Raw genomic sequence first — 13,046 nt, 5'->3', positions numbered from 1 at the left:
ACGTTTGTTCGAGGGATGAGAAATAGTCTACCGGCCCCAACCCCGCCGCGCCCTCGACCATGCGCGTTGCATTGCCCTATTCTTAACGAACTGCATCATTTTGATGTGGAAGCGCCGCAACGCACGTTGCGCTTGATCAGCCCTGATTGGCGCTACCAATACTGAGAGGTCACTATGTCTCTGCCAACACCGCCCGAGGGCGAACCAACACCCGGCAGCACGCCCCCCAGCCAACCAGACTTCGGGCAGACGCCTCCGCCCGCGCCTGCCGCGAGCGATCCAGTTCCGCCGGCGCCAGGCGAGCCCGCGTTCCCGAACGCGCCCGCTGCGCCACCAACCGCACCACCTGCCGCTCCAACAGAGCCGCCGGCTGCTCCGTCTGCCCCGTCGTTTGATGCGGCTCCCGCGTACAACACCGAGCCTTCCGCTCCCGCAAATGCTGCTCCCGGATACCCGGCGGCGCCAGGATTTGGTGCAGATCAGCAGGCCCAGCAGCCTCAGCAGGGGCAGCAGCCATACGGCCAGCAGCCTGCCGGTGTTGGCTATGCCCCGCCAGTTCCGCCGTCGCAGTATGGCAACACGCAGCAGCCCTACCAGGCAGCTTCAACGGGCACCAAGCCTGGCCGCATGATGGGTATCATCGGACTGATCATTGCCATCCCGTTCTCTGTGGTTGGTCTGATTCTGAGCATCATCGGTCTCGTTCAGTCAAAGAAGGCTGGCAAGGCTGACGGCTTTGCGCTGGCCGGTCTGATCCTGTCGATTGTGGTCATCATTGCCGAGGTCATCATAATCATCATGCTCATCTCGTTCGGTCTCGAGGTGGCTCAGGCATGCGCTGACTCACCCTCCGGCCTTATCGAAATCAATGGCGAGATTGTGACCTGCGGCTCGTAGCCTCACGTCTCACCAGCAGAACGGCCCGTCTCCTCGATTGCGAAGAGACGGGCCGTTCTGTTGGTATGGCTGCCGAGGTGTGCGGGCAATGGATGCCAGGTGGGCTTTACCCGTTCGACGTGAGCCCCAGTGCGTCTGGGCCTTCGGTGACGAGTACCGCAAATTGAGCGGCATCGAGCACCGGAACTCCCAGCTCTTCGGCCTTTGTCAGCTTCGAGCCTGCCCCAGGCCCGGCGGCGACATAGTCGGTTTTTTTCGAGACGCTTGAGGCTGCCTTTCCTCCTGCAGCGATGATGGCTTCTTTTGCGCCGTCGCGGGTAAACCCGTCGAGCGAACCAGTGGCCACAATCGTCAGACCTGACAGAACTCCCTCGACCTCCGCTGCTGCGCCCGGCCCCGGATGCCCCGGAATGGAGAACTGCACCCCTGCGGCCGTCCAGCGGCGCACAATCTCTTGGTGCCAGTCGATCTCAAACCATTCGAGGAGCGAGTCGGCAATAATGCCACCGACGCCTTCGACCTGCGCGAGTTCGTCACGGCTTGCCGCCCGAATCGCATCGAGTGATCCGAAAAAGTCGGCGAGGGCTCTGGCCGCCACGGGTCCAACGTGTCGAATATTGAGCGAAACAAGGATGCGCCAGAGCGGCTTGGTCTTCGCAAGCTCGAGGTTCTCGATGAGTTTGATGGCGTTTGCCGAGGGCACTGATAGCTCATCGCCGGCAAAGTCGAGACGTGCCGAGGCCTCGGTCGGTTTATTGGTGCTGGGCTGTTCGCCTGCATCAGCAGCGCCTGAATCAGCAGAGCCTGAATCAGCAGCGTTGGAATCAGCAGAGCCTGCATCATCCACGTTTGAAATATCGGGGCCAGGCGCAACAAAGGGACCGTCTTTTTTGATGTCCCTTCGACGCTGGAACGGCATCGCCTCCCGCTGGGAGCCGTCGTCGTTGAGCTTTGGCAAGCCAGTCTCGGCATCGCGAACCACAACAACAACGGGAAATAAGTCTTTGACGGTGAGGTCAAACAGGCCTGCCTCACCAACAACCCCATGTGCATCGGCGAGCGGGGCACGCTCTGGAAACAGCGGCTGCGTGAGTGCGGCCGCGACAACCTCGCCGAGCACCTCGATGTCGAGACCACCACGAGATCCGATGTGTTCAACACGCCCACGCACCTGGGCAGGGCAACTCCGCGCGTTGGGGCAACGCAAATCAATGTCGCCCTCTTTCATGGCCCGAAGCGGAGTGCCGCACTCTGGGCATTCGGTCGGCATCACAAACGCGTGTTCGGAACCGTCGCGAAGCTCGGTGACCGGCCCAAGAATTTCTGGGATGACGTCGCCAGCTTTCCGCAGGACGACGGTGTCTCCGATGAGCACGCCTTTTGCTCTGACAACATCCTGATTGTGGAGGGTGGCTTGGCTCACGGTAGAGCCAGCGACAAACACCGGCTCAACAACGGCGTAGGGCGTCGCCCGCCCGGTTCGCCCAACGCCAACGCGAATATCGAGCAGCTTGGTATTGACTTGCTCCGGCGGGTATTTATATGCGATAGCCCACCGCGGGGCGCGGCTGGTCGAGCCAAGCGACCCCTGCTGCGCGAAATTATCAACTTTGATGACGATGCCATCGATCTCGTGCTCAACGCTGTGCCGCTCAGCACCAAAGTGCTCGATGAATTCGGCGACGGCTTCGGTTCCCATGACCACTTTGGCGTACTTGGAGACGGGCAGCCCCCAGGATGCGAGCAGCTCATACATCTCGGACTGCGAGTGAACGGGTGGGTGTTCCCACGCGCCAATTCCGTGAACGGTCAGCCGGAGCCGCTCAAACCCTTCGTGCATGAGCGCCAGTCGCTCAGGTGATTTTCCTTCGCTTTTTTGACGGAGCGACCCACTCGCGGCGTTTCGAGGATTGGCAAACACTTTTTCGCCGAGGGCTTCGCGGTGGGCGTTGAGCTCGGCAAAGGCGGCAACGGGAAAATACACTTCGCCGCGGACCTCAACAAGCGGCGGGTGACCTGTGCCTGACAGCCGCTGCGGGATGCCAGGAATATAGGCGATATTAGCGGTCACGTCTTCACCGGTAACGCCGTCGCCACGGGTTGCCGCGGTAACAAGCTTGCCGTTTTCATAGCGAAGGTTGAGCGCGAGCCCATCAATCTTGAGCTCGCACAGGAATGCGGGAGCGCCGCCGAGGTCGCGGGCCACCTTTTCGGCCCAGCCGCGAAACTCATCGATCGAAAAAACATTATCGAGGCTGTACATGCGCTGCGCGTGAACGACGGGGGCAAACAGCTCGCTGACTCCCCCGCCGACTCGTCTGGTTGGGCTGTCTTGCCCTGCGAGTTCTGGAAAGCGCCGCTCGATCTCTTCGAGTCGCTGCATCAGGCCGTCGTATTCGGCATCGGAGACGAGCGACTCGTCTCGCTCGTAATACGCCGCCTGATACGACTGGATGCGTTCGGCAAGCTCGGTCCATTCGGCCTTCGCTTCGTCGAGGCCGTCGCGGGTGGATGTTGGCTCGGTCACGCGCTGACCGCCTCGGCTTCGGCAGTGTGCGAATCGCCTGCGTACGCGCTCACCGTGCGATCAATCGTGAACTGCCCCATCACACGGGTTCCGACGTAGATGACGGCGGTCTGTCCTGGAGCAACACCGGTAAGGGGCTCGTTGGGTACCACCACAAATTCTGTCGTGGCTCCGACTCGGTACACCTCGGCGTTTGGATCGATGGGCGCGAGCCGTGCGCGGGCGGCGACAGGGTCGGCGTGCGCGCGAATCTGTACCTCGCAGTCGAACCACTCGTTCGCATCGGCCTGCGGTTCACCGGCCCAGCTGTAGCGGCCTCCTGCGATCTCGCCGATAGCGAGGGCCTCAACGGGACCAACAACGACCGTGTTCGAGACTGGCCTGACCTCAAGCACAAAACGGGGTCGCCCGTCAGGTGCGGGACGCCCGAGGCTCAGACCCCGGCGCTGACCTACCGTGTAGGAGTGTGCGCCCTGATGCTCACCAACAACGGCGCCATCGGTGTCAATAATTTCGCCCGTTTTCTCGCCAACCTTATCGGCGAGCCATCCGCGAGTGTCACCGTCTGGGATAAAACAGATGTCGTGGCTGTCTGGCTTATTTGCAACTCCGAGCCCACGTTCTTCTGCCTCTGCTCGCACAAGAGCCTTTGACGGGGTCTCGCCAAGTGGGAAGTAGCAGTAGCGCAGCTGCTCTGAGGTGAGCACACCGAGCACGTAGGACTGATCTTTTGCCCAGGCACTCGCGCGGTGCAGTTCTGGGTTGCCAGCGGCATCGTTCACGAGCGTCGCGTAGTGACCGGTGGCGACCGCGTCGAAGCCAAGTGCGATTGCTTTGTCGAGCAGGGCCGCGAACTTGATCTTTTCGTTGCAGCGCATGCACGGGTTTGGCGTGCGGCCTGCGGTGTATTCCGCAATGAAGTCGTCAACAACGTCTTCTTTGAAGCGGTCGCTGAAGTCCCATACGTAGTAGGGGATGCCGATGATGTTTGCGGCTCGCTGCGCATCCATCGAGTCTTCGATTGTGCAGCACCCGCGCGATCCTGTTCGGAGGGTACCTGGCATTCGGCTGAGGGCGAGGTGAACCCCGACCACGTCATGCCCCGCTTCGACCGCTCTGGCGGCCGCTACCGCGGAGTCAACGCCGCCACTCATTGCTGCAAGAATCTTCACTCAACAATCCTAACCGCGTAGTCTGACAGTCGGAACGTCTTGACGTTTCTCGGTCCAGAATCCCCCGCATCTTTGGAGCTGCAGTATGTCCTCAACCCCAGCCAAAATTGACCTGAAGAAAGAACTCAAGCGTTATTTCTCCGCGCCAGCAAAAGACTTTGAGCTCGTCGAACTCGGGCCCGTCGCCTATCTCATGATCGACGGCGAGGGCAATCCAAACACGGCACCGGCCTATATTTCCGCTGTTGAGGCGCTGTATGCGGCGTCCTTCACGATCAAGTTTGCGAGCAAGAAACTACTCGGGCGAGACTACGTGGTTGCTCCGCTCGAAGGGCTTTGGACTGCCGACGACCCCGCGTCCTTCACCAAAGGGGCAAAGGATGATTGGCGTTGGACCATGATGATCATGCAGCCAGACTGGATCACCGCCGATCTTGCTGCAGAAGGTATCGCGGCAGCCAAGGCCAAGAAGAAGCTCGACGCGCTCGACCAGCTACGTTTCGAAACGCTGACCGAGGGCCTCTGCGCCCAGATTCTGCACACAGGGTCATACGACGACGAGGCTCCAACCCTCGACCGGCTGCACAATGAGTTCATGCCGGCAAACGGCCTGACGTTTAACGGGCTGCACCACGAGGTCTATCTCGGCGACCCTCGCAAGGTCGCACCAGAAAAGCTCAAAACCGTCCTGCGCCAGCCGGTACGTCCCTCGTAGCTGCGCGGCTCTTCCTCCCTAGGCCATACCTGCTTGGCGGGCACGTTCGTAGGCATCTGGCAGGGCCGCGATCAGCGCCTCAACGTCGGATGACGTTGTGCCGTGCCCCAGCGTGAACCGGAGGGCTCCCCTCGCCTCGGATTCGGGGACACCCATCGCGGTGAGCACGTGGGAGGTCTCCGGCACGCCGGCTTGGCAGGCGGAGCCCGTTGAGGCAGAGATACCGGCAGCGTCCAACAGGAACAGCAGCGAGTCCCCCTCGCAGCCGGGGAAGGTGAAGTGTGCGTTTCCCGGCAGCCGGCGTTCGCCAGGTTCTGGACCTCTGAGCACGGCTTCTGGCACCGCACGTCGCACTCCAGCAACCAGGTTGTCTCGCAGCGCCGCGAGGTCGGCCGCGAAGACGTCGAGTTCGGCGTGTGCGTGTTCGGCGGCAACTGCGAATGCGACCGCACCGGCAACGTCCTGGGTTCCCGAGCGTCCGCGCTGCTGACCGCCGCCGTGTTGCAGCGGAACGACGGTGGCGGTTCGGCCAAGCACGAGCGCACCGATGCCTACGGGGCCACCAATCTTGTGGGCCGAAATGCTCATGGTGCTCGCGCCGAGCGCACGGAAATTAATGGGGATATATCCAAGCGCGGCAACGGCATCCACATGAAGCGGAACCCCAAATGTGTCGGCGACGGCCGAAAGCTGTGCCACCGGTTGAATGGTGCCAACTTCGTTGTTTCCGAGCAGCACGCTCACGAGCGCTACGGAGTCTTCGCCGTCGGACCCGATATCCGCCGCGAGCGCCGTACGAAGCGTCTCAGGAAGCAGGGTTCCGTCGGCCTCGAGTGGAAGCCATTCAACAACGGCACCTGCACTGACTGCCATCCATTCTGCTGCGTCAACTGTTGCGTGGTGCTCTCCCCCGGCAATGAGCATTCGTGGCCGTGGCCGGTCGGCTTGCCGTGCCCACCACATGCCTTTGATTGCGAGGTTGATGGATTCTGTTCCCCCGCTGGTAAATACGATCTCGATTGCCTCGCAGCCGATCGTTGCCGCGATGCGTTCGCGCGCTTCTTCAAGCAGCCGCTTTGCTTCTTGCCCGTGGCTGTGGATGGAGGCCGGGTTGCCAGCTACGGCGAGCGCGTCCACGTATGCGGCAAGCACGTCTGGCCGCATTGGTGTTGTGGCGGCGTGGTCGAGGTAGACGGTCATGAGCGGCCCCGTTCGAGCGCAGAACTTGCTGTGGTATTCACGCGATTAAGCCTAACCCCGCTTCGTACGCGCGCTGTACTCTTAGTCTCATGAGCCAACCTCTGACGCGTCACCGTCTCGGCATCACCCGCACGGCCCAGGGATCCGACTTCGCGTTGTGGTCGCAGCATGCCTCATCAGCGTCGTTGTGTCTGCTTGACGAGCGCGGCACCGTCACGACGGAGTTGCCGCTCAGCACGGAGGAGGGCGATGTGTGGACGGTGTCGTCGCCGCAGCTCATCTCTGGCCAACGCTATGCGCTCAGGGTCGACGGGCCGGCTGGGCCAACCCACCACTTCGACACCGGGCGTCTGCTCCTTGATCCCTACGCGCGCGCTGTCGAGCGGTGTGCCGACGGTACCTGGTGCTCGGTCGTCACGACAGACGGGTTCAACTGGGAGGGCGTGCCGAAGCCTGGGATTCCCCTCGACCAGACGGTTGTATACGAGACACATGTCAAGGGGTTCAGCCAGCTTAACGAGTTACTCCCCTTTGAGTTGCGCGGCACCTACGCTGGTCTTGGCCATCACGTATCTATTGCGTATCTCACCTCGCTTGGTATCACCGCGGTTGAGCTGCTGCCGGTGCACGCGTTTGTGTCTGAGCAGCGACTCCTCGAGCTTGGCATGGTCAACTACTGGGGCTACAACAGCCTGGCGTTCTTTGCACCGCACGCTGCCTATGCCACGTCAGGGGCGCAACACGAAGGCGTGGACGCCGTTATCGCTGAGTTCAAGACGATGGTCAAGAATCTTCACCGCGCAGGCATCGAGGTCATCCTCGACGTGGTCTACAACCACACCTCCGAGGAGGGCCCTCTCGGCCCAACAACCAGTTTTCGGGGCATCGATAACGCGGCGTACTACCGACAGACCGATACCGGCCAGTACATCGATGTAACCGGCTGTGGCAATACTGTCAATTTCAGCACGCCTGCTGCCCGCGACCTTGTGCTCGATTCGCTGAGCTACTGGGCAAACGAGATGCAGGTTGACGGCTTCCGGTTTGACCTCGCCGCGACGCTCGGGCGCAACGAAGAGGTCGAGTTCACCGCAGAGCATCCGCTGCTCACCGGTGTCCTGAGCGACCCTAGGCTGCAGGGCGTCAAGAATATCGCCGAGCCGTGGGATGTTGGACTCGGCGGTTGGCAGACCGGCAGCTTTCCGACTGGCTGGTCCGAGTGGAATGACCGATACCGCGACCGGATGCGCGACTTCTGGCTCACCGATATTTCTCGGGCGCGACACGACGGGGATGCTGGCAGCGGCATCGGCCGATTCGCCACGAGGTTCGCTGGATCGTCGAATACGTTCAGCCGCGAGCGCGGTCCCCTTGCCTCTGTGAACTTCATTACTGCGCACGACGGTTTCACCATGGCCGATCTGACGGCCTATAACGTCAAGCACAACCTGCTCAACGGCGAGAACAACCGTGACGGCACCAATAACAACAACTCGTATAACCACGGCTATGAAGGCCCAAGCACCGACGAGAACATTGAGCGCGTTCGCCGCAAAGCCGTGCGAAACCTGATGGGCACCCTCCTGCTCTCCGCCGGCGTGCCGATGATGAGCCAGGGCGATGAGTTCGGGCGCACCCAAAGTGGTAACAATAACGCCTACTGCCAAGACAACGAGGTGTCGTGGCTGCCGTGGCGGCATGAGGTGTGGCAGCACGATCTGTTGCGGACCACGCAGCACCTCGTGCGGCTTCGTCATGACAACCCGGCCCTGAGGCCGCAGCGCTATGCAAAGGCTGGCGAGGTCATCCCGCAGGCAAGCACAATGGAATGGTTCGACGGATCGGGCGAGAGCATGCCTGAGAGCGACTGGAACTCGCCACTCAACCGCACCCTGCAATACGTTGCGTCGAGCACGCCTGAGCACGAAGATTTCAACCGCATTCTCTGCGTTGTGCACGCGCTTGAGGATGACACCATCGTGACGCTTCCCCGGTATGACGGGGTGACCCACTACGAATTGCTGTGGGATAGCGCAGACGAGGCGCCGCGTCCGAACCCGGAGAGCTACGGCTCTGAGTCGCCAGGAACAACGCTTCGTGTACCCGGTACCTCGATGCGACTGTACCGGGCGCACTCGTAGCGTCGGCCACCCACGCATCGCGCGACTACGTGGTATCTCTCAAAGTTGTTAAATGATGCGTGGGCCTGGCAATGTGCTAGCGCGGTCCCTGCATTATCGCTACGGTCGAAGTGTGCAGATGAACAGTGCAACACCACGCCCCTCCGACGAACGATTCTTGGCGCTCGGCAGGATTCCGCTGCTTAAGCCACGACCGGCGGCCCCTGATGCCAGGTGGAACCCAAGCGCATTTGTTGGCGAGGTCGTTCCGTTTTCGGTCACGGCGTTTCGCGAGGGGCACGACCTCATTGGTGTTCGGCTCAACCTGACCTCCCCGAGTGGCGTTACGAGCGTCCACCGTCTGTTGCAGGGCGCGCCCGGCACTGACCGCTGGGTGATCAGTGTTCCTGTTGGCGAGCAAGGTCTTTGGTCGTTTTCGTTTGAGGGATTCTCCGACGACTATGCAACCTGGCTGCACAACGCCACCATCAAGATCGAGGCCGGTGTGGATGTTGATGTCATGCTTGCGCTCGGTCACGAGCTGGTTACCGCTGCGGCAGCTGAGACCACAAGAACCTCAGCTCAGCGCAGAAAATTATCGTCGTTGGCCGCAACGCTTGGCGATCATACGCTTGCTGCCGATGAGCGACTCGCGGCGGCGACGGCCGCGATCGATTCGTTCTGGAACCATCCGCTCGCAAGCCTCAGCAGTTCGACCGCTGACCAGCAGCTTCTGGTCGAACGCACGAGGGCTGGAGCAGGCGCGTGGTACGAGTTCTTCCCCCGGTCGGAAGGCGCCAAACGCGCCGCCGACGGCACGTGGCGAAGCGGCACCTTCTCGACGGCGGCCAAACGGCTCCCCGCGATCGCGGCGATGGGCTTTGACGTGGTGTATCTGCCACCCATCCATCCCATCGGCGAGGTCAACAGAAAAGGCCCAAACAACACGCTGATTGCCGGACCGAACGACCCAGGTTCGCCCTGGGCCATAGGCTCACGGCACGGCGGGCACGATGCGGTACATCCCGACCTCGGTTCGATCACCGATTTCGAGGCATTTGTCGCTGCAGCCCTCGAACAGGGCCTTGAGATCGCGCTTGACCTTGCCCTGCAAGCCGCGCCGGATCATCCATGGGTCACCGAGCATCCTGAATGGTTTACCACGCTGCCAGATGGCAGCATCGCCTACGCGGAAAACCCGCCAAAAAAGTACCAAGATATTTACCCGATCAATTTTGATAACGACCCCGTTGAACTCAGGGCAGAGATTCTCCGCATCGTATTTCTTTGGGTCGCACGAGGCGTCTCCATCTTTCGCGTTGATAACCCGCACACCAAACCCGCCGAATTTTGGGAATGGCTCATCGCCGAGGTCAACGCGGTCTACCCTGACGTGGTGTTCCTCGCAGAGGCCTTCACCCGCCCAGCCCTGCTCAAGACGCTCGCAATGGTCGGGTTTCAACAGTCATACACGTACTTCACCTGGCGGAACACAACAGACGAGCTCACGGAATTCCTCACCGGAGTCGCAAACGATACCGCAGACTTCCTCAGGCCAAACCTGTTTGTGAACACGCCAGATATTCTCACCGAATACCTGCAATTTGGCGGTGTTGCCGCGCATAAGGTGCGCGCAGCCATTGCCGCGACGGCGGCGCCGGTATGGGGCATGTATTCGGGCTACGAACTCATCGAGAACGTCGCGCGGCAAGGCGCTGAGGAGCACCTCAACAGCGAAAAATACGAGTACCGACCCCGAGACTGGGCCGCGGCCGAGCGTGACGGCACATCGATTGCCCCCTATATCTCAATGCTGAACCGGTTCAGGCGCGAGCATCCCGCGCTTGGCCAGCTCCGCAACCTCGTCTTCCACCCAACGGATGACGAAGCGATTCTTGCGTTCAGTAAGCAGCTCCCCTCGGCCCACACTGCCAACGGCAAACCAGACACCGTCATTGTGGTTGCCAACGTGGACCCGCACTCCGTGCGCGAAACCATGGTCCACCTCGATCTCGCCGCCCTCGGACTCCCAACTCAGTTTGAAGTCACGGATGCCGTCAGCGGCGAAACCTGGACCTGGGGCACCCATAACTATGTGCGACTCGATGCGTTTACCGAGCCGGTACACCTGCTCTCGGTGCGCCACCCTCAGCCGACCCGCAGCGCAGCCAAAGCACGCCCGTCCGCAGCACGCCAACCGAAACAGGCTCCCAATGCCAGCTGAGCGATCGTTCCCTTCAGATGATGTCCTCGCCGCGGTAGGCACTGGCACCTACCACGACCCTCATTCGGTGCTCGGCCGTCATGCCAACGTCATCCGCGTACTCCGGCCCCTTGCTGCCTCAGTTCGCGTCGACCCAGGCGGTCACACCTTCGAACACATCGGTCACGGCGTCTGGGAGAGCACCGTCGAGGCTGCCAAGACCGGCCGATACACCATCGTCGCGACCTACACTGATGCCCCTGAGTGGCGCGAGGATGACCCCTACCGCTTCACACCAACGCTCGGCGAACTTGACCTGCACCTCATCGGCGAGGGCCGACACGAGCAGCTCTGGAACGTTCTTGGCTCACGAGCAGTCGTTCACGACAACATCGAGGGCGTTGCGTTCTCGGTCTGGGCACCACGCGCGCGGGCCGTTCGTGTCATTGGCGATTTTAATGGGTGGAAAGGCGACCTGCACTCCATGCGGTCGCTTGGGGGCGGCGGTGTCTGGGAGATCTTTGTCCCAGGGATTGGGGTCGGCTCAGCCTATAAATTCGAGATCCTCAGCCAGGACGGCGAATGGCTCCGCAAAGCAGACCCGATGGCGCGGCAGGCGGAGGTGCCGCCGGCAACGGCATCCATCGTCACCGCCTCCTCCTACTCGTGGGGCGACTCGGCCTGGCTCAACCAGCGATCCACCACCAACGCCCACGAACGGCCCCTCAGCGTCTACGAGGTGCACCTCGGCTCGTGGATTCCGGGGCTCGGCTACCGTGAAGCCGCAGAAGAACTGATCGCGTACCTCGGCACAACTGGATTCACGCATGTCGAGTTCATGCCGCTTGCCGAGCATCCCTACGCGCCTTCCTGGGGGTATCAGGTCACGGGATACTACGCCCCAACAAGTCGCTTTGGCACTCCCGACGACCTTCGCTACCTCATTGATCGGCTGCACCAGGCCGGCTACGGGGTGTTGCTCGATTGGGTTCCAGGGCATTTCCCAAAAGATGAATGGGCGCTTGCGAAGTTCGATGGACAACCGCTGTACGAGCACCCAGACCCACGACGCGGCGAGCAGCCAGACTGGGGCACGCTTGTATTTGATTTTGGCAACCCTGGCGTACGAAACTTCCTCGTGGCCAACGCCCTGTACTGGCTTGAAGAATTTCACGTTGATGGGCTGCGCGTTGATGCGGTGGCCTCGATGCTCTACCTCGATTACTCCCGCAACGACGGCGAATGGGTGCCAAATATCAACGGCGGCCGTGAAAACCTCGAAGCCATCGCGCTCTTGCAAGAGGTCACAGCCACCGCGTACCGGCGCACACCAGGCATCCTCATGATCGCCGAAGAATCAACCAGCTGGGGCGGCGTCACGGCACCGACTGACCGAGGCGGGCTCGGCTTCGGCCTCAAGTGGAACATGGGATGGATGAACGACACCCTCCGCTACATCGAACACGACCCCATGCATCGCTCATACCATCACAACGATCTCACCTTCTCGCTTGCCTACGCGTGGAGCGAGAACTTCATGCTGCCAATCAGCCACGACGAAGTTGTGCACGGCAAGGGCTCGCTCCTAGCCAAAATGCCAGGTGACCACTGGCAGAAACTCGCCAACGTGCGGGCCTATCTCTCGTACATGTGGGCGCATCCTGGCAAAAAACTGCTCTTCATGGGGCAGGAATTTGGTCAGCTCTCCGAATGGAGCCAAGAGCGAGGCCTCGATTGGTGGATGCTCGACCAGCCGGCCCACCAGCAGCTCATGCACATGGTCGGCGAGCTCAACCGCCTATACCGCAACACGCCAAGCCTGTGGGAACTCGACGACTCCCCCGCTGGCTTCGAATGGATACGGGGCGACGACAGCTCACGAAACACCGTCACCTTCATCCGCCGCGACCGAGCCGGAAATCCACTTGTGGTTGCCATCAACTTCTCCGGTGTACCACAGGGTGACTACCAGCTCGGTTTGCCGTCAGTGGGAACCTGGGTCGAAGTCCATAACTCCGACGCTTCGGTGTACGGCGGCAGCGGAGTAGGCAACCTTGGCCGGGTGGATGCCGTCGCCGGGCCGTGCGACGGCCAACCGGCGTCCGCGGTGATCACCGTTCCGCCGCTCGGCGCTCTGTTTCTCCGCCCAGAGTAGGCTCAGGCCGCTCGCCCGTCTTGCCCAGCACAGCAAACGGCCGTTGCCCAAGTGAAA

General features: G+C 61.4%; 8 protein-coding genes. 5 read left to right on the top strand and 3 right to left on the bottom strand.

Annotated features, from left to right (window positions below; genetic code table 11):
* Positions 1 to 174 precede the first annotated feature (174 nt).
* Positions 175 to 897: a DUF4190 domain-containing protein gene (locus FHX76_RS01555; RefSeq protein WP_167146996.1), complete on the top strand. Its 723-nt coding sequence runs from the start codon at positions 175 to 177 to the stop codon at positions 895 to 897.
* 106 nt (positions 898 to 1,003) lie between these two features.
* On the opposite strand, the gene ligA is transcribed toward FHX76_RS01555, so the two are convergent.
* Entirely contained in the window at positions 1,004 to 3,424 is a 2,421-nt protein-coding gene (ligA, locus tag FHX76_RS01550; RefSeq protein ID WP_167146993.1) for an NAD-dependent DNA ligase LigA, read from the bottom strand.
* Positions 3,421 to 4,596, bottom strand: a complete 1,176-nt coding sequence (mnmA, locus tag FHX76_RS01545) for a tRNA 2-thiouridine(34) synthase MnmA (protein ID WP_341777830.1) — start codon at positions 4,594 to 4,596, stop codon at positions 3,421 to 3,423. Before mnmA ends, ligA begins: the two co-directional genes overlap by 4 nt.
* Before the next feature lie 85 nt (positions 4,597 to 4,681).
* Here mnmA and FHX76_RS01540 point away from each other — a divergent pair, with 85 nt between their 5' ends.
* A complete protein-coding gene (locus FHX76_RS01540; protein WP_167146990.1) occupies positions 4,682 to 5,311 on the top strand; it encodes a GyrI-like domain-containing protein in 630 nt (209 codons plus the stop codon).
* A gap of 18 nt (positions 5,312 to 5,329) precedes the next feature.
* Here FHX76_RS01540 and FHX76_RS01535 read toward each other — a convergent pair whose 3' ends face one another.
* Positions 5,330 to 6,511, bottom strand: coding sequence for a cysteine desulfurase family protein (locus FHX76_RS01535; RefSeq protein WP_167146988.1), 1,182 nt, complete (start codon positions 6,509 to 6,511; stop codon positions 5,330 to 5,332).
* Between the two features lie 89 nt (positions 6,512 to 6,600).
* On the opposite strand from FHX76_RS01535, the gene glgX reads away from it, so the two are divergent.
* The 3 genes from glgX (at position 6,601) to glgB (ending at position 12,989) form a co-directional block, all read left to right on the top strand.
* Complete coding sequence (gene glgX, locus FHX76_RS01530; protein ID WP_167146985.1) at positions 6,601 to 8,652, top strand: glycogen debranching protein GlgX; 2,052 nt, start codon at positions 6,601 to 6,603, stop codon at positions 8,650 to 8,652.
* A 118-nt stretch (positions 8,653 to 8,770) separates the two neighbouring features.
* Positions 8,771 to 10,855, top strand: coding sequence for an alpha-1,4-glucan--maltose-1-phosphate maltosyltransferase (locus FHX76_RS01525; RefSeq protein WP_243848566.1), 2,085 nt, complete (start codon positions 8,771 to 8,773; stop codon positions 10,853 to 10,855).
* On the top strand, positions 10,845 to 12,989 hold the full coding sequence (gene glgB, locus FHX76_RS01520) for a 1,4-alpha-glucan branching protein GlgB (RefSeq protein ID WP_243848565.1): 2,145 nt from the start codon (positions 10,845 to 10,847) through the stop codon (positions 12,987 to 12,989). The genes FHX76_RS01525 and glgB overlap by 11 nt, the downstream gene beginning before the upstream one ends.
* The last annotated feature ends 57 nt before the right edge of the window (positions 12,990 to 13,046 follow it).

The sequence above is a fragment of the Lysinibacter cavernae genome, assembly GCF_011758565.1.
Lineage (GTDB): Bacteria > Actinomycetota > Actinomycetes > Actinomycetales > Microbacteriaceae > Lysinibacter > Lysinibacter cavernae.
This window is presented reverse-complemented; position numbering and strand designations above follow the sequence as displayed.